A 17543-nucleotide genomic window follows, 5' to 3' on the forward strand; every position below is an offset into this window, starting at 1 on the left:
CCTCGACTAATTCTTATTTCGTGGCGGCAACGACTTTGGTCGCGGCTTCGGCCATGGTGTCAGCACTAATGATGGGCAAACCGGACTCGGCCAGCAGCTTCTTGCCCAGCTCTTCGTTGGTACCCTTCATGCGCACGACCAGCGGCACATTGAGGTTAACGGCCTTGCATGCGGCAATAACGCCTTCGGCGATAACGTCGCAGCGCATGATGCCACCGAAGATGTTGACCAGGATGGCCTTGACGCCTTCGTTTTTGAGCATGATCTTGAAAGCTTCGGTGACTTTCTCGGCGGTTGCACCACCACCAACGTCGAGGAAGTTGGCAGGTTCGCCGCCAAACAGCTTGATGGTGTCCATGGTGGCCATGGCCAGACCAGCGCCGTTAACCAGGCAGCCGATGTTGCCGTCGAGCTGGATATAGGCCAGGTCGAACTTGCTGGCTTCAACTTCGGCGGGATCTTCTTCGTCGAGGTCGCGATAGGCCACGATATCGGGGTGGCGGAACAACGCGTTGGAGTCGAAGTTGAACTTGGCGTCGAGCGCGATGATGTCGCCCGAACCGGTCAGGATGAGCGGGTTGATTTCGGCCAACGAAGAGTCGGTATCCCAGTAGGCTTTGTAAAGCTTCTGGAACTCGGCGGCAGCTTTGGCAACCGATGTCTCGGGCACGCCAATACCACGGGCCAGTTCAGCAGCCTCGGCGTCGGTCAGACCAGTTTTCGGGTCGACAAACACTTTGAGGATTTTCTCGGGGCTGTGCTCGGCCACTTCTTCGATGTCCATACCGCCTTCGCTGGACGCCATGACGCAAACGCGCTGCGTGCCACGGTCGGTAACGATACCAACGTAGTATTCTTTCTTGATGTCGGCGCCTTCTTCAATGAGCAGGCGGCGCACTTTTTGGCCTTCGGGGCCGGTTTGGTGCGTAACGAGCTGCATGCCCAGAATTTCGGACGACAATTGGCGAACTTCGTCGATCGAGCGTGCCAGCTTGACGCCGCCGCCCTTACCGCGGCCACCCGCGTGAATTTGCGCCTTGACGACCCACACAGGGCCACCGAGCTTTTCAGCAGCGGCAACGGCTTCGTCAACGGAGAAAGCAGGAATCCCGCGCGGCACTGTAACGCCAAATTTCTTCAGCAGTTCCTTGCCTTGATACTCGTGAATTTTCATTTGTTACCTGTCAGAACGTAAAAATAAGAAAAAAACTTGCCTGTGATGACACCGGCTAGCCGGCAGAGGTTGCGCCCCCTGGCTCCGTCGTGCCGGGCTCGGTATCGGACCCGGGCTTGACGTACCACTGGGGATAAAACTTCAGGGTCATGGGGCTATCGACCCGAAGGGCGTGACACCCTTCTATATGAAACGGACGCCGGGCCGGCTTATCGCCCTGTTCGGCCTGGGATGCATCGGACTCAGCCTGCTTGCGACGGCGTCCGGCCATGGTTTGAACGGCCGCCGTAGGCAAAATGTAAGACAACTCGGATAAATGCGTACAGCCTTCGGTACGAGCGAACCGCGCCTTGACTGCCTGACGAAACCCACGCAGCAGGTTCATGCCGACCATATCTTTGTAGTCGGGCGCGATGGACGAACAGTATTCGTTGTACGGGGCTGCATCGTAGGCCGCAACCGCATCGGTGATGGTGAAATCTTCGGTGATGGTGAGACGAAGATGCATGTGATGCACAGGCTGCCCGGCCTTGTGAATGGTGCCACCCGATTTGGGGAAATCGTAACCTTTAACGTCGATAAGTTCGGCTTCGAGATCCCACTGGCCGTCGTCTCGGGCGTATGCGTTGACACGCATTGAGCGTGTATGCACGTGCTCGCGAGCAACAGATGATGGTGGCAAAGGCATGAAAGTGAGTTAATGCTTTAGGGCGATAAACTCTTCAAGTATAACGCACTGCCCGGCGCTTGGCATAACCGGGCGCTATTCGAGAAAGTCGTCGAGATCACCCAGAATTTGTCGCAAAATGGCGGGTGAAAACCCGCGCGACGCCAAAAAACGCATTTGACGGGCATATTCTTTTGAGTCGGCCGGCGGCGCGCCAAACTTGCGTAGCCACACTGCTTTGGCGCGATCGTATTCGGTAGCCCTGAGCTGGTCGTGGATGGCAGCGACATCATCGTCGGCCACACCATGACGACGCAGTTCTTGAACAACCACGGCCGCACCCTTTTTGGGCGCCCGACGATGCACCAGACTTTGCGCAAAACGCTGATTGGACTGCCATTTTTCACGCTCGAGCTCGTCGAGCACGCGGGTGAGTTCGTCGGGGTCATCGGGGTTGGTATGCGGCGCAAGCTTGCGCTGGAGCTCGGCCCGGGAATGCTCGCGCCGCGACAAATAGCCGATGGCCCGCGCCTTAAGCGAAGGCCCCGTACGTGAAAAACCCCGGCGCTGACCGTCCGCTGCGTCGGGCGCAAGCTGCTCGAAGTCGTCGTCGGTGGAACCGGCCATGAGACGTAAACGCTAAGGCTGCTGCTTAGTCTTCAGGCTTGCCTTCGAGGTCTTCGCCGGGAGCAGGAGAGTCACCCGATTCGGCGTAGGCCTTGGCTTGGGCTCGCGCCACGATACCCATTTGATCACGCACGCGGTTTTCGATTTCGAAAGCCATTTCGGGGTGCTCTTTCAGGTATTCGCGCACGTTATCTTTACCTTGACCGATGCGTGTGCCGCTATAGCTGAACCAGGCGCCGGCTTTGTCGACAATACCTGCTTGTACGCCCAAGTCGATGATTTCGCCCTCGCGCGAGATGCCCGCCCCGTACATGATGTCGAATTCGGCCTGCTTGAACGGCGGCGCCACCTTGTTTTTGACGACTTTGACGCGTGTTTCGTTACCCACGACCTCGTCGCCCTTTTTGATTGAGCCAATACGGCGGATATCGAGGCGGACGGACGAGTAGAACTTGAGCGCATTACCGCCGGTGGTGGTTTCGGGGTTGCCGAACATGACGCCGATTTTCATGCGGATTTGGTTAATGAAAATAACCATACAGTTGGCACGCTTGATATTTGCCGTCAGTTTGCGCAAGGCCTGGCTCATGAGGCGGGCTTGCAAACCGGGGAGAGAATCGCCCATGTCGCCTTCGATTTCGGCTTTGGGCACCAACGCCGCGACCGAGTCGATAACGATAAGATCGACACCGCCCGAGCGAACCAGCGCGTCGGTGATTTCAAGGGCTTGTTCACCCGTGTCGGGCTGGGAAATAAGCAAGTCGGACAGATTGACACCAAGGCGCGAGGCATACTGCACGTCGAGCGCGTGTTCGGCATCGATAAACGCACATGTGCCGCCAATTTTTTGCATTTCGGCAATGACTTGCAGCGTAAGCGTGGTTTTACCGGAGGATTCAGGGCCGTAGATTTCGACGACGCGACCACGCGGCAAACCACCGACGCCCAAAGCAATGTCGAGCCCCAACGAACCTGTAGAGACCACCTGGATGTCGTGTTCGACCTGGTTGTCGCCATAACGCATTACCGAGCCCTTACCAAACTGCTTTTCGATTTGCGACAGGGCCGCCGAGAGCGCTTTGGCGCGTTCTGCGGAAGCGGTTTTGCTTTGTTTAGCGTCCATGCTGGTTCCTTGGGGAAAAAATTGAATTATTGCATCAAATTATACTGTATAAAAATACAGATAAACAACTGTACAATGGGTTTATTGCCATCTACCCGAGTGTCGCCCGGGTAGATCTACGGGTGGATCATTCCGGTTTTTTTGGCCTTACAATCACCCGCTTTCTTTCTTCTTGTTCAGGCAGCTACCCTATGTGGTTCAAAAATCTCAAAGTCTTTCGTCTTGCCCCCACCTGGTCGCTTTCGGTTAACGCCATCGAAGAAGCCCTTGAAAAAATGGCGTTTCGCCCCGGCAGCAGCCAAGACATGCAAAGCCTGGGTTGGGTACCACCGGCCGAAGGCCTGGGGCTGGTCCACGCCTTAAACGGCCAACTCCTGTTCAGCCTGCGCGCCGACAAAAAACTGTTGCCCAGCACGGTGGTCAGTCAGGTGGCCCGCGCTCGCGCCCAAGACATCGAAGAGCAGCAAGGCTACAAGCCTGGCCGCAAACAAATGAAAGAAATCAAAGAACGGGTCACTGAAGAACTGCTGCCCAAAGCGTTCAGCGTGTACCGCGACACCCGCGTCTGGGTCGACACCCGCAACCATTGGTTGGTTATCGACGCGGCGGCCAGCGCCAAAAGCGATGAAGTCCTGGGCATGCTGGCCAAGGTATTTGACCCGTTCCCCGTTAGCCCGCTGTACACCGAAATGTCCCCTGCTTCAGCCATGACAAGCTGGTTGGTCGACGACGAGGCCCCGGGCGGCTTCAGCATCGACCAAGACACCGAACTGCGCTCAACCAGCGAAAGCGGTGCAGCGGTTCGCTATGTGCGCCACTCGCTCGAGTCTGCCGAAGTGCGTAAACACGTCGAGAATGGCAAGCAATGTACGCGCCTGGCGCTTACCTGGGCCGACCGCATCTCGTTTGTACTCACCGACGGGCTCGACATCAAGCGCGTCGCCCCGCTCGACGTCATCAAAGAGAACCCCGATGTCACCGGCGCCAACGACGCCGACGCCTTCGACACCGACTTTGCGCTTATGACAGGCGAATTGTCCAAATTGCTCGACGACCTCATCAACGCGCTGGGCGGCGAGAAAGCCGTTCGGTAGTAACTCGCAGGTAGCCGTAAAAAAAATCCGGCGCAATTGCCTGCGCCGGATTTTTTTTGGGGAACACAACCTGGTTAATCAATCCCATGGAAAATACTGTCGTCAGGCCCGATATGCGACGGCGGGCTCCAGGTCACATCGCGCAACGAATGCTGCACCAAGCCCTCGACCCCCAGTAACACCGCAAAAATAGCCATCCGCACAGGGATACCGTTGTCGGTTTGACGGAAAATGGCCAGTCGCGGATCATCATTCAGGTCAACGCTCAGGTCATTGGCACCTTCACGGCTATCACGCGGCAAGGGGTGCATGACAATGACATCGGGGCCGCAACACTGGTCGACAATGGCTTTGTTGACCTGGAAGTCGGCGCTGTAGCCCTCCAAGTCTTCGCCGGAAAAGCGCTCTTTTTGCACGCGGGTGGCATAGATCACATCGGCCCCAACCAGGCCCTCTTCCAACGAATGCGTTTGCTCGATCACATGGCCACCATGACGGCCGACCTGCTCAAGAATATAGTCGGGCATTTCCAGGCCCTTGGGCGCCACCAAAGTAAATTTCAGGCCGCGGTACAAGGCCAGCAGCTTGATCAATGAGTGCACGGTACGGCCATACTTCAGGTCGCCCACCAGGGCAATATGCGCGCCGTCGAGCAACTTACCCAAGCGCGAGAACTCAGTCAGAATGGTGTACAAGTCAAGCAAGGCCTGACTGGGGTGTTCGCCTGGGCCGTCGCCACCATTCACCACCGGGATATTCGTCGCCCGGGCAAATTCAGCCACCGAACCCTGATCGGGGTGGCGGATAACCATGGCATCGACATAGCCGCTAAGTACGCGGCTGGTATCGTAAATAGACTCGCCCTTGGCCATCGAGGAAAAGGTAAAACCCGTGGTGTCGCACACCGACCCACCCAGGCGACAAAACGCCGCACCAAAACTTACGCGAGTACGCGTACTGGCTTCGAAGAACAGGTTGCCGAGTACTGCGCCTTCAAGCACGCGCGAGACCTTCTGCCGACGCGCAATGGGCTGCATCAGGTCCGCAATGCGGAACAGCTCTTCAACGGATTCGCGTGAGAACTGATCGACGGACAACAACTGGTGCTTGCCGTCAACGGCAATACGTTGACGCAGCGGGCCCGATTGCGCGCTTTGCGCATACTTTTGCAGCAACGATTCGTTTTCAACGATTTCGGTAACGAACCGCCCCACGACTTCAGGCATATTGCGGGCTTCTTGCGACCCCTCGGGGAGCAACCATGTGTCGAGGGCGCGACGCTTGACGCCAATACGCGCAGCAAAAACGTCACGCGTGAGATTGAGGCGGCGCATAGCATCGCGCAAAAAAACTTGTTGAGAGACCGACATGAGAAACCTCTTAATGTACGCAGTGCGTATATTTTATTTTGCGCGACGCGCAAAGACGAGGTTTATATACGCAGTTTTGACAAAAAACAACGCCCGCTCCCTAAAAAGGTGAGCGGGCGTTATTTTGCATGGGTACGACGGAAAAACAGAGTGGCTTAACCTACGATTTGCGTCGCCGCATACAACCAATTAATTGCCAGCTGCGCCGCCACCTGTAGCGGCAGGCTCGGGGGGCACGCCGGCAATGGCCCGCGCGGCTGCTGTCGCGTTGGCTTCGGTACCTACGCCAAACACCAGTTGACTGGTTGAAACGGCTGTCGTGTAGCCCGGCGCCGCCATCATCGTCCGCCCCACCACAAGGGCCAGACGCATATTTGGGTTGGCCGCCGTAATATCTTCTACCTTCTTCTTACCCAGTTCGGTCAGACCCAATGCCAACAAGCCTTCGCCCTGAGCACTGGTGCCGGCACGAACGTCGTCAAGGTCGTCGCGGGTAATGATGGGCTGAGGGTTGAGATAAATGGTACCGGCCTGAATTTGCACTGCACGCCAGCCCGCGTGATTCTCGGTGTCGGCCAGGAAAACAGCCACGGGCGCACCCTGACGCGTCGCCTGAACCGTTTCAGCCGGTTTGGACTGTTCGGTTGCGGCTTGCGGCGCAGGCGCAGCCGAGCCCTGCTGCTGACCTTGCCCCACAGGAACGGTTTGACAAGCCGCCAGCGCCAAAAGCCCTAGCGGCAACAAGAAACGACCGACGTGATGAACTGTTTTCATGATGCCCCTTCCTTTGCTTCAAATTTGATATCTGATTTTAGCAGGCCTGTTTTTACGTGCTTTGCGACGATGATGTCGCAAATATGTCGTTATAATGCCGCCTTTAATATGCATTGCGCAATCAACACTAATTTACGGAGGCCCCACATGGCTAATGACAAACCCAAGTTTTCCGCAGGCCTGGTCACGGTAATCATTACGCTGGTTTTCGTTGCCTTGTTCGGCTTTTTCGTCATGGAAGGCGCAGCAGGCATCAACCAGCACGCTGCACTGGTGCAGGGTAACTAAGTATTTGACACATTAGCCGCGGTGTAAGCGGCTGGTGCGTAACCTTTTAAGGGCCTCTAGCTCATGCCTGGTTAGAGCAGCGGACTCATAATCCGTTGGTGCCGAGTTCGACTCTCGGGGGGCCCACCAATATCTACGCGGTTCTTGAAATATTTTTAAGTATCGCCGCTTCGCTTAAGCTCGTTCGCTTAGCAAGCAAAAAATTAGCCCGCCACGTGCGGGTTTTTTTTATGCTAAAAATACTGTATATTTAACCAGTTAATTACAAGACTGAACCATGTACACCATTACCCTTCAAGACCCCCCTTCAGATATCCCAGAACGCGCCCTTAACGACGCCCAGAACAGATTTCAGAAAACGCTTGAACGCGCTTTGGGTGGCCCGGAAAATGTCATTGCAGCATACCGCGCTTGGCAAACAGCTGAAGAAACATCCGAGACCGAAATGTCAGACGAAGATATTGCAATGGCCAAGAAATGGCTGGTTGCCGCATCGCGCGCAAGAAACGATGGCCTACGAGATCTGGGCGAGACAGAAGCTTGGTTTGAGGTCAAGCTAGTACGCTAACCCCTTAGCCGCTTACATACCGGCAAAGCCTTACTCATTAGTTGCAGGCAAATTTTGAATTTCCGGTACTCAGGCCTCGTCATCATCAAGATGAAACACGTGAAGTATCCTGTGCATGATCGGGGCCATCACCAGACCTAAAACAGCAACAAACACAACACTGATGTACGCACTGTAAAGGGCGAGAAAAATCTTGCCCTGCACGGTGGCGGGCAACATAGTCGGCCCTATGCCACTTGCGATCATCGCCATGTTCAGCGCCGCATCATGCCAATGCACGCCGTCCTCGAACCACATGTAGCCCATCATGCTGCACAGCAGCGACACCAGTATGAAAGCAAGCGCCAAAAGCAGATGCTTGAGCATCCGAATTGCAAACTGGCGCTTGCTAATCACCTGCTCAATACGCGACTCGTACACCCTCAACTCCCCTTGCAAATGTTTGGCGCCATCCTACAACAGTTTTTGTTGATGCTCGACCGAGTCCAACGCTTGGGAAGCACCAGATAGCACAATATAAACAAGGGGGCTGCCGAACAAAGCGCCCCAAATGAACCGGCAAATTCCGCAACACCCCTGAATTCTGGCCTTAATCGGCAATTTGCCAACACCCTGTTTTTGCTACGCTGACGGGCTAACCACATAGTTAACACCGGAGCCCGTGCACCATGAATATGCCGCCAGAAGACGTCAACCAACAAATTGCCGACCACTACGACCGGTCGCAATACACGTCTAATGCGTTTTACTACGCCTCGCCCGCGCACATTCGCGCATCGGCGTTTTTATATGGCGTTGACACCATCCCGGTAGAAAAGGCGCGCGTGCTTGAATTGGGTTGCGCATCGGGCGGCAATTTATTGCCGTTTGCCCTGGCCTACCCCGAAGCACAAGTCGTCGGCGTCGACCTGTCATCGGCACAAATTGCGCAAGGCCAACGCGTTATTAACGAGCTAAACGTTAAAAACCTGACGCTGCACGCAATGAGCCTGACCGACATCACAAAAGACTTCGGCCAGTTTGATTACATCATTGCGCATGGCGTTTTTAGTTGGGTGCCGCACGATGTACAGCAAGCCATAATGCGCCTCTGCAAAAAAAACCTGTCGCCCAAAGGCGTGGCTTACATCAGCTACAACACCTACCCAGGCTGGAAGGCGGGCGACATTGTGCGCGACGCCATGATGCTGAACAGCTTTGGTTCCGAAAACGATGAAGACAAGCTGTCGCGTGCTAAAGCCATGCTGACTTTGCTGTCTGACGGCCTGGCAGTCTCGAACCCCTTGGCCCCATCGCTACGCGGTGCGGTCAACCAGCTACGGCGGTTTTCAGACTACTACATTACCCACGAATACCTCGAAACGTTCAATACGCCCTGCTATTTCGTTGAGTTCGTTAACGTAGCCGACCAAAACGGCCTGGCCTATGTGGGCGATGCCGAACCGCAAAGCGAGCTGTCGGCCAGCTTTGGACAAAACGTACAGCTTACGCACAGCATGATTGCGCTGGGCCAGCCCAAAGCCCTGCGTCAACAGTATCTTGACTTTGCTGTGGGTCGAAATTTCCGTAAAAGCCTGCTGACCGCACCCGAGAACGCCCAAAATGTCGCCAGCGAGCCCAACCTGGACCAGCTTCAGGCCCTGCGCTGGGCCGGCTTTTTTCAAAACGCCAACAACGACAACACGCCCGCCGGCGCACAGGCCTACACCAACCAGGCCGGCCGTAACGTCACCACCAAAGATACGGTGGTCGTTGCTTTGATCAGTACCTTGTCAGAGGCTTGGCCACGGTCGCTGTCATTCGATGATCTTTGCAATGCAGAAGCCATTAAAGCCGCGGCACAGGCTGATACGGCTGCCGCGCTGCTCAAAGCACTGCAAACCATGTTCAAGCTAGGCATGCTGCGTTATTGCCTGGAACCTGGCCCCTACGACCAACCGACCACATCGGCCAGCCTGACCCCCGGCTTTGCCAAACTGACCGCCCTGCTGCAAGAAAACACCGACCTGCCGCTAGGCCGCTTTAACCTGTGGCACAGCGTCATCAACCCGACATTCAACGAACCCGAGCAGTTTTTGCTGACGCAAATGGAGAAAGGCGGCACAGAGAACCAATGGGCCAGCGCCCTACGCGACGCCTGGACGGGGGGCAAAGTCAACGATGCCAATGGCCAAAGCCTAAAGGGCCAACGCAACCTGGACGCAAAAGCATTGCTAGTGGTGTCACGCCTGAAAGACCTGCTGCGCCGCCAAGGTGTTTGGCTGTCAAAAAACTAATCGGAATTAAACGGGTACTAACTACTTGAAAACCGCCGGCAAGGTTTGGGCGCTCAACACATTGAGGGCCCAGCGTTGCAAGTTGCCAATAGCAGCCTGGTGAATTAGGTCGGTTGCCCGGTCGGCAGCGTGTGGATTTGCTTTTACCGGCCACGCCCACCGCACTCACCCGAAACTTCATACACCGCACTAACGCAAAAACGGGGCCGAAGCCCCGTTTTCATACTGCTTACTGCAAAACCAACTTAGATTAACGCAGGAGCGACAGAACGCCCTGAGGAATCTGGTTAGCCTGAGCCAGAACCGAAGTACCAGCCTGCTGCAGAATCTGCGCACGAGTCATGTTCGCAACTTCAACCGAGTAGTCGGCGTCTTGAATACGCGACTGAGCGGATGCCAGGTTGTTCGATGTTGTTTGCAGATTGGTGATCGCCGATTCGAAACGATTTTGAATCGCACCGAGGTCAGAGCGGAGTGCATCAACCAAGCCAAGGGCTGCATCAAGCTTCTCAAGAGGGTTACGAGACGCTTCTACAGCGTCATCTTGAGAAATAAGCTTTTGACTGGCCTGACCAGCATTTTTAACGTAAATTACGTCGCCCACATCAACCGAACCGTTCAAGGAACTGCCAGCATCGATTGTAGTTGCTGTAATTACTCCGCCGGTATCAACCGCAAACTCATCAGCTCCCAAGGTCAATGTCGATCCAGTATATGCGGCCCCTGCGGCTTTCAAATCTACCTCACGGGCTGCTTCATTGGTGCCATAGGTAGTGAATTTGGTAGTGCCTGCAGCAAATGTGGCTTCATCCATGAAAAGATTACCTTGACTGACATTAAGCGTGGCTGTGGTGTCAGCGTCGGCGATAGTAACCTTAACTACTTGCCCTTCAAGAGTCGCAGTGTAAGTGCCATTACCATCAGCATCTGCACCTGCAGTTTCACGCGTCCAAGTGACGCCGCCAATCGTCGCCGTGTCACCCTGGTTTTTCGTTGCAAATGACGTCGCAAATTCGTCAGCTTGTGTGGAGGCCACAGCACTAGCAACAGCCGTATTAGTCGCTTCAGTTGTAATACGTCCCGTTGTTTGGCTTACGTACAAGGGCGTTGTACCATCGGATGTGACCGAGCCATTAACGATATCTACCTTTGCGGCGGTACCAACGACAGCGCCAGCATCATCATAAACATCTACCGTGAAGTTTGATGTTCCGGCAGCACCGAAACCTCTCATATCTTCAATAGTCGCCGCCTTATCACCGCTTACTGTGAATTTATTCAAACCCAAGGTGGTTGCGTCAATTTTTTGCAGGTCAATGTTAATGACTTCGCTATCATTCGCGCCAACCTGGATTCGCAAGGAGCTATCTTCTTGCAAAACTTTTACACCGTTGAATTCGGTTTGACTAGAAACGCGATTGATTTCTTCCAAACGTTGACCAATTTCGTTTTGAATGGAAGTCAAGTCGTCTTGACTGTTTGTGCCGTTGGCCGCCTGAACGGTCAAAACACGAATGCGCTGCAGGTTGTCGTTGATCTGGTTCAACGCGCCTTCAGTTGTTTGGGCGGCAGAGATACCGTCGTTAGCGTTACGAGCAGCTTGGTTCAGACCGTTGATCTGAGCGCCCATACGGTTGGCAATAGCTTGGCCGGCGGCGTCGTCTTTAGCGCTGTTAATACGCAGACCGGACGACAGACGCTCAATGGCTGTGCCCAGAGCCGATTGCGACTTCTGCAGGTTGTTTTGGGCAACCAGTGACAGATAGTTGGTGTTGATTACTGACATGAGTAACTCCTGGTAGTGTAATTGGCGAGAGATTCGCCCGGTTGCCAAGAAGATTAGAGCTTGATACTGCGTGCCGCTGTTGCGGTATTAAGCTGAAACCAACCCTAAAGTCTTCCTGTTCATAGGCATTAACGACGGGTGGGAAATGAACTTTAGGGTGTGTGCTTAAAAATTTTTGGTTTTTGCGCCCTAGCGGGTCAGGAGTGAACCTGGGTGTACGGCTTTCACGCAATGGGGATTGTCACGCGGGCGTTGTGGTTAGCATTCGCAGGCGCCAGCAACCGGCTAGTCAGTGCACCGACTACACCGCAAGCCATTTTCATCCCGCGTACATTTGCGAATACCCCGAGTTGAGCGACATCTATAAAGTCAAGTCACATCGACAGCCCAATCTAATAGCAAAAATGAGATAAAATGTCGCCTTGGCATGTAACTTTATTACCTGCAGCGGAAGCCGAACTACTACGCATTCCCAACGACATGCAAGCACGGTTCGTTCATATCTGCGAGCTACTGGAATCATTTGGTCCACATAACGTCGGGTTACCTCATATCCGCCACTTAAAGGACAAACTATGGGAAATACGCATTACCGGTCGAGATGGCATTGCGCGGGCAATATATGTAGCAAGCGGCGAAAAAACACTCACCATACCGCATGTGTTTATCAAGAAAACACAAAAGACACCACAAAAAAACATGGCCATCGCCCAGAAACGACTGCAGAGCCTTCATCATGGCTGACTTAAGCACATTAAAAAACCGGCTGCTCTCGAACCGACAAACAAGGGCAGAGTACGATGCCCAGGCCCCCGAGTTCGCGATTGCTCGCGAGCTCATCGCTGCGCGTGTCCGGGCCGGCCTGACGCAAACTGAGATCGCGCGGCGTATGAGCACAACCCAATCAACAATCGCCAGACTAGAAAGCGGCCGAAGCCTCCCCTCATTGCGCACGCTTGCACGCTACGCCGAGGCCACCGGGTCTCGCACGGTAATCAAACTTGTGGCGCCTTGAGGCGCAGCCCACTCGGATCTTTGAGCTGAGCTAACTGCCCAAGCCGATGCGGGGTGTGGTACCGGGCGGGCTTTGAGCGTGCCGGCGGCCGGGCCTTGGACGTGGGTGCAAGGGCGCGGCTGTTCGAGCGAAGCGCTTTCGACCAGCTGGGGGCTGGTCGATCTCGCGAGTTCCGCGCCCGCCACAGCCAAGGTTCGGACGCCGGGCAGCCCCGCAGGGGCCGCGCGATGCCCGCCCGGTACCACACCCCGCATCGGCATGCGCTAACATCACCCAAAGCCAATACAAATACACCTCATGCAAGAATCCGATTACCGCAAGCTCATTGACGAACTGCAAACTGTCATCCGCAACACCCTAAAACTGCTCGACGCCTTCGAAGACTCCGGCATGAACGAGCACATGATCGACGACTACGAGCGGTTGCACAGCATATTGAACACCGCCATCGCCGACCAGCGCCGCTACCACGCCGAACTTCTCGACATGCTCAAGCAAAACAACCCAACCCCACCCAAGTAATATTGCGACTACCCCGCGACAGGCCTTAGCCCTAAAGTAAGACATCCGCGCAACGGCATCAGCTCACCCAAAAAGCACAACACCGCACGTCTTGCTGTTTGACACCCAAGGGGTTACACTTCGCATGATTAAAACTTTTGCGCACAAGGGCCTGGAAAAGTTTTACCAAACCCGACTATGAACACAATGCACAACCCACCCCACCCCGGTGAGCTGCTACACGATTTATGGCTTGAACCCATGGGGCTTTCGATCACTGCGGCAGCCAAACACCTACATGTGTCGCGCAAAACATTGTCCGAAATCGTCAACGGCAAAGCTGCAATTTCATCCGAAATGGCCGTGCGCCTTGAGTTGGCATTCGGTAAAAGCGCAGCCAGCTGGCTGGCCCATCAAGCCGAATACGACTTGTGGCAACTAAAATCGAAACGCCAAGACCTCGACATTACCCGGCTTGCACCGGTGGCAGCCTAAAGCACTACGCGCCACTGCGGCGCAGTTAAGCACAACCCACCCCTCGGCGGGTAAACTCCCCCCTTACCCGCAACACAACGCCAAGTACCCCAAAACCCAATGTCAGACATCCTGTTCCCATTTATCGGTGGCATCGGCCTGTTTCTTATCGGCATGATGCTGTTGTCCGAAGGTTTGGTCTCGTTTGCCGGCCCCGCCCTGCGCAGCGCCCTCATCCGCTTTACCGGCACCCCCTTCAAAGCCTTCCTCTCGGGAACCCTCACCACCGCACTGGTTCAATCATCCAGCGCCACCACCGTCACCATTATCGGGTTTGTCAGTGCCGGGCTAATCACCTTTACCCAGGCCGTCGGCTTCGTCATCGGTACCAGCCTAGGCAACACCGCCACCGGCTGGATCGTCGCTGTCATTGGCCTGAAAATCAAATTTGGCTTTTACACCCTGCCCCTCATCGGCATCGGCGCGCTGCTTAAACTGCTGGGCCGCGGCCGTGTACGTGACTTGGGCGTCGCCCTTGCGGGTTTCGGCATGCTCTTCCTGGGCCTTACGACCCTGCAAGACAGCATGAGCGAACTCTCTTCATTGGTCGACTTCGCCTCGTTGCCGGCCGGCGGTTTCTGGGCTCACGTCATCGTCATGCTGTTCGGCCTTATTCTTACTATCATCCTGCAGTCATCGTCGGCCGCCATCGCCACCACCCTTACCGCGCTGTACACCCAAACCATCAACTTCGAACAAGCCGGCGCGCTGGTCATCGGCGCGTCTATTGGCACCACGGTTACCGGCATCCTGGTTACCATTGGTGCCACTGTTGCCGCCAAACGCACCGCCGTCGCCAACATCCTCTTCAACCTAGTTGCCGGCATCATCGCCATCGTCCTCTTCCCAGGCCTGCTTGCCGTCACCAAGTTTTTAAGCCAGAACGTCGAGATTGAACCCGGCACCATCGGCCTGGTCATGTTCCACACCCTGTTCATTAGCCTGGGCGTCGTTCTGTTCATGCCATTTAACACGCGCTTCGCCAAGTTTGTAGAACGCCTGCTGCCCGAAAAAGAAGAAGAGATTGCCGGCAACCTCGACAACAGTACCCTGGGGGTTCCCGAAGTTGCATTAGAAGCGTCGCAGCGCGCGCTGGAAAAAATCGCAACGCTCCTGTTTTCATCGTACGAAGAAGCTTGCAAACAGCCCGGTACGGCCATCGACGTCACACTGCTCGATCACACACGGGTTGCGCTTGACCGGGCTTACGACTTCATCAGCCGTGTGCCCCTTGAAAGCGACCAGAACAAACTGGCAGGGCAACGTATTGCGCAATTGCATGCGGCCGACCATCTCATCCGCTTTCGACAGCGCCTGTTCGAGTTGACCACACAACCCATTGACTTTGCCGGCCCCGACTACCAATGGGCGCTTAACCACAACCTGCGCATGCTGGAACTGGCCCTTGCCAGCACGCAGCGCGAAGCCACCCAAGACACCATCGAAGAAATCGGCCGTGAGGCGGGCACCCTGGAAGGCCTGTCGCGTCAGTTGCGGCACGACATCCTTCAAGGTAATGGGCGCAACCATACCGCTGCGGCCCAGTTGCTGCACACCACCGACGCCATCCGCTGGCTTGAGCGCAGCGGACACCATATATGGCGCGTGTGCCACTACCTGACCGAAAGCCGGGTCAACGGGCATCCGGTTGCCGAACCGGTTATTGAAGAGCGTCAAGCCGCCGAGATGCAAGACCATGCAAGCGCTGAACCCGCGGCAGACGAACAACAACCGGCGTCCGAGCCCACTGCAAACAACAACGACGCACCGCCCCTTTCGCCGGAAAGCGGCGAGGCCCCACCCAAAACTGAAACACTGCAACGTTAAATTCTGCCGCACAACCGTCGTTAACCCGGTAAGTACATTTATTTAAAAGCCGCGCATGAATCCGTCTACCCTTATCGGCATCGTCGCCAGCATTCTGTTGCTGGGGGTTGTGTTGTTCTTCTCGGCCGACGACCCGAGCCTGTTCATCGACCTGCCCGGCCTGGGCGTTGTGCTTATTGGCACGCTGGCCGCTACGTTCATCAGTTACCCGCTGCGCGAAGTCGTTCGCATCTTCGGTCTGATCGGCACCGTCATGCGCAACGAACGCCTGTACACCCAAGACGACATCGAAGAGCTGGTCGCTATCTCCAAACTATGGATGTCCGGCAATATCCGCCAAGTAGAACAGGCCCTGGAAAAAGTCCATAACCCGTTCCTGAAAACCGGCGTTCAACTTATTATTGACCATACGCCTGAAGAAGACATCATCAAGCTCATGCACTGGCGCATCTCGCGCCTGCGCGCAAAAGAACACGCCGAAGCGCAATTGTTTCGTACCATGGCGGCCTTTGCCCCGGCCTTCGGCATGATCGGCACGCTCATCGGCCTGGTCAACCTCATGTTCATGATTGGCGACGGCGACATGGCGTCTATCGGCCAGCAAATGTCGCTGGCGCTCATGACAACCTTCTATGGCATTTTGCTTGCCAACCTGATTTTCAAGCCCGTCGCCGTCAAGCTCGAGCGCCGTACAGAACAGCGCGTAGCGCTGATGAACATGGTCATGCAGGGCATATCCATGATGAGCCAGAAACGTCGACCTGCCTTCATGCGCGAAACGCTGAATACCTTCATGGCCGAGTACGACGACGAACTGAACGATGACGAAAGCCGTCGTCTGTTCGGCGAGCACAACAAAGCCGCCGACAAGGCTGAAGACAACCAGCCGGTAAGCCAGGCGGGGTCGTAATGCCGCCGCGCAGCACCAGCAACCTTACCCTGGAAGAAATCGCCAAACTGCGGCGACGCGAGTTTCAGCGCCAGCAGGCGGCAGGGTCTTACGGCGTAGCCAACGGTCCGCCCACCGCCGAGCCCGGCTCATACATGTCTACCGGTGCTTCGCCTTATGGCCCCAGGGCAGGCCTGTCGCCAAACTTACGCGCCCCGGCAACGGCCGGCGCCATGGCGGCCGCACAAGCAGCACAAACGGCACCTGCCGTCGCCAACCCCCAGCGCTTCGACAAATGGTACTTTGAACCACAGTCTGAGGAAGAAACAGACAGCTGGCTGATCACTTACCTGGACACCATCACCCTATTGCTGGTGTTCATGCTGGTCATGCTTATGCTGGCCGGCAAGGGTGAAGGCGTTAATGTCCGCGAAGGCATCATGCCGGGCAACTTGGGCATTTTTGCGCGTGAACGCAGCACGCCATCGCCAGACACCGCTGCGTCGACAGCAGGTAAAGCGCCCGTCGCGCAAGCCGGCGGCTCAAGCCCCCTACCACTGCAACCCTCGGCCGACGACGGCACTCGCCCCGACCCACTTAAAGGCCTGAACCTGGCCGATCTGGGCAGTGACATTGATGTCGTCATCAACGAAAAATCCGTCAGCTTCCGTATTAATAGTGAAATTTTGTTCAGTTCCGGCCAAGCCGAACTCAGCCGCGACGGCCTGGCCGTTTTACAACGCCTGATCAAAGTGCTTAAAGAGAGCCCTCACAAGGTCACCATCGAGGGCCACACCGACGCGATTCCGATACGCAGCGCCCGTTTTCCGTCAAACTGGGAGCTGTCCAGCGCCCGGGCCGGCAGCGTGGTGCGCTACTTCGAGGCCAACGGCATTGCCAGCACACGACTGCGCGCTATCGGCTATGCCGACACCAAGCCCCTGGCTACCAACGATACCCCCGAAAACCGGGCGCTTAACCGACGTGTTGAGTTGCTGATGGAAACAGTAGAAGAATGAGGGCTGGCCGC

Annotated in this window: 19 protein-coding genes and 1 tRNA gene; 12 read left to right on the top strand and 8 right to left on the bottom strand. The window is 55.8% G+C overall.

What is annotated here, in order from left to right:
• Nucleotides 1-13 precede the first annotated feature (13 nt).
• The 4 genes from sucC to recA form a co-directional block, all read right to left on the bottom strand.
• The gene (gene sucC, locus PuT2_RS06960; RefSeq protein WP_093970306.1) at nucleotides 14-1174 is read right to left on the bottom strand and encodes an ADP-forming succinate--CoA ligase subunit beta; all 1161 of its coding nucleotides are present in this window, start codon (nucleotides 1172-1174) and stop codon (nucleotides 14-16) included.
• A gap of 55 nt (nucleotides 1175-1229) precedes the next feature.
• The gene (locus tag PuT2_RS06965) at nucleotides 1230-1862 is read right to left on the bottom strand and encodes a DUF2889 domain-containing protein (RefSeq protein WP_093970307.1); all 633 of its coding nucleotides are present in this window, start codon (nucleotides 1860-1862) and stop codon (nucleotides 1230-1232) included.
• 75 nt (nucleotides 1863-1937) lie between these two features.
• Complete coding sequence (recX, locus tag PuT2_RS06970) at nucleotides 1938-2468, bottom strand: recombination regulator RecX (protein WP_093970308.1); 531 nt, start codon at nucleotides 2466-2468, stop codon at nucleotides 1938-1940.
• 25 nt (nucleotides 2469-2493) lie between these two features.
• A complete protein-coding gene (recA, locus tag PuT2_RS06975) occupies nucleotides 2494-3591 on the bottom strand; it encodes a recombinase RecA (RefSeq protein WP_254046963.1) in 1098 nt (365 codons plus the stop codon).
• A 191-nt stretch (nucleotides 3592-3782) separates the two neighbouring features.
• On the opposite strand from recA, the gene PuT2_RS06980 reads away from it, so the two are divergent.
• The gene (locus PuT2_RS06980) at nucleotides 3783-4685 is read left to right on the top strand and encodes a recombination-associated protein RdgC (protein ID WP_093970309.1); all 903 of its coding nucleotides are present in this window, start codon (nucleotides 3783-3785) and stop codon (nucleotides 4683-4685) included.
• A 74-nt stretch (nucleotides 4686-4759) separates the two neighbouring features.
• On the opposite strand, the gene PuT2_RS06985 is transcribed toward PuT2_RS06980, so the two are convergent.
• Both PuT2_RS06985 and PuT2_RS06990 read right to left on the bottom strand, forming a co-directional pair.
• Nucleotides 4760-6055, bottom strand: a complete 1296-nt coding sequence (locus tag PuT2_RS06985; RefSeq protein ID WP_093970310.1) for an aspartate carbamoyltransferase — start codon at nucleotides 6053-6055, stop codon at nucleotides 4760-4762.
• 189 nt (nucleotides 6056-6244) lie between these two features.
• The gene (locus tag PuT2_RS06990; RefSeq protein ID WP_173862516.1) at nucleotides 6245-6829 is read right to left on the bottom strand and encodes a hypothetical protein; all 585 of its coding nucleotides are present in this window, start codon (nucleotides 6827-6829) and stop codon (nucleotides 6245-6247) included.
• A gap of 147 nt (nucleotides 6830-6976) precedes the next feature.
• On the opposite strand from PuT2_RS06990, the gene PuT2_RS15815 reads away from it, so the two are divergent.
• The 3 genes from PuT2_RS15815 (at nucleotide 6977) to PuT2_RS07000 (ending at nucleotide 7685) form a co-directional block, all read left to right on the top strand.
• Entirely contained in the window at nucleotides 6977-7117 is a 141-nt protein-coding gene (locus PuT2_RS15815; protein WP_158214020.1) for a hypothetical protein, read from the top strand.
• A 50-nt stretch (nucleotides 7118-7167) separates the two neighbouring features.
• Nucleotides 7168-7246 (top strand) — tRNA-Ile (locus tag PuT2_RS06995).
• Nucleotides 7247-7394: 148 nt separating this feature from the next.
• On the top strand, nucleotides 7395-7685 hold the full coding sequence (locus tag PuT2_RS07000; RefSeq protein WP_093970311.1) for a hypothetical protein: 291 nt from the start codon (nucleotides 7395-7397) through the stop codon (nucleotides 7683-7685).
• A gap of 69 nt (nucleotides 7686-7754) precedes the next feature.
• Here the strand turns inward: PuT2_RS07000 and PuT2_RS07005 are convergent, their stop codons facing one another.
• On the bottom strand, nucleotides 7755-8105 hold the full coding sequence (locus PuT2_RS07005) for a hypothetical protein (RefSeq protein ID WP_093970312.1): 351 nt from the start codon (nucleotides 8103-8105) through the stop codon (nucleotides 7755-7757).
• Between the two features lie 248 nt (nucleotides 8106-8353).
• Between PuT2_RS07005 and PuT2_RS07010 the strand changes: the two genes are divergently transcribed.
• Nucleotides 8354-9961, top strand: coding sequence for a methyltransferase regulatory domain-containing protein (locus tag PuT2_RS07010; protein ID WP_093970313.1), 1608 nt, complete (start codon nucleotides 8354-8356; stop codon nucleotides 9959-9961).
• A gap of 250 nt (nucleotides 9962-10211) precedes the next feature.
• Here PuT2_RS07010 and PuT2_RS07015 read toward each other — a convergent pair whose 3' ends face one another.
• Nucleotides 10212-11747 carry a flagellin gene (locus PuT2_RS07015; RefSeq protein WP_093970314.1) on the bottom strand — a complete coding sequence of 512 codons (1536 nt, stop codon included), beginning with the start codon at nucleotides 11745-11747 and terminating at the stop codon, nucleotides 10212-10214.
• Nucleotides 11748-12161: 414 nt separating this feature from the next.
• Here PuT2_RS07015 and PuT2_RS07020 point away from each other — a divergent pair, with 414 nt between their 5' ends.
• The 7 genes from PuT2_RS07020 to PuT2_RS07050 all read left to right on the top strand — a co-directional run bounded on the left by PuT2_RS07020 (nucleotide 12162) and on the right by PuT2_RS07050 (nucleotide 17532).
• Nucleotides 12162-12491 (top strand): type II toxin-antitoxin system RelE/ParE family toxin, encoded by a 330-nt coding sequence (locus tag PuT2_RS07020; RefSeq protein ID WP_093970315.1) that lies wholly within the window; start codon nucleotides 12162-12164, stop codon nucleotides 12489-12491.
• Nucleotides 12484-12762 (top strand): helix-turn-helix transcriptional regulator, encoded by a 279-nt coding sequence (locus PuT2_RS07025; RefSeq protein WP_093970316.1) that lies wholly within the window; start codon nucleotides 12484-12486, stop codon nucleotides 12760-12762. The genes PuT2_RS07020 and PuT2_RS07025 overlap by 8 nt, the downstream gene beginning before the upstream one ends.
• Nucleotides 12763-13059: 297 nt before the next feature.
• Nucleotides 13060-13284: a hypothetical protein gene (locus tag PuT2_RS07030; RefSeq protein ID WP_093970317.1), complete on the top strand. Its 225-nt coding sequence runs from the start codon at nucleotides 13060-13062 to the stop codon at nucleotides 13282-13284.
• Nucleotides 13285-13461: 177 nt separating this feature from the next.
• Complete coding sequence (locus PuT2_RS07035; RefSeq protein ID WP_173862517.1) at nucleotides 13462-13758, top strand: HigA family addiction module antitoxin; 297 nt, start codon at nucleotides 13462-13464, stop codon at nucleotides 13756-13758.
• A 99-nt stretch (nucleotides 13759-13857) separates the two neighbouring features.
• Nucleotides 13858-15624, top strand: coding sequence for a Na/Pi cotransporter family protein (locus PuT2_RS07040; RefSeq protein WP_093970318.1), 1767 nt, complete (start codon nucleotides 13858-13860; stop codon nucleotides 15622-15624).
• A gap of 55 nt (nucleotides 15625-15679) precedes the next feature.
• Nucleotides 15680-16534, top strand: a complete 855-nt coding sequence (locus tag PuT2_RS07045) for a motility protein A (RefSeq protein ID WP_093970319.1) — start codon at nucleotides 15680-15682, stop codon at nucleotides 16532-16534.
• A complete protein-coding gene (locus PuT2_RS07050; protein WP_216820805.1) occupies nucleotides 16534-17532 on the top strand; it encodes an OmpA family protein in 999 nt (332 codons plus the stop codon). The genes PuT2_RS07045 and PuT2_RS07050 overlap by 1 nt, the downstream gene beginning before the upstream one ends.
• Nucleotides 17533-17543 lie beyond the last annotated feature (11 nt).

Origin of the sequence: Pusillimonas sp. T2, from assembly GCF_002236805.1 — a bacterium.
In the GTDB taxonomy this organism is placed as follows: Bacteria; Pseudomonadota; Gammaproteobacteria; order Burkholderiales; family Burkholderiaceae_B; genus Neopusillimonas.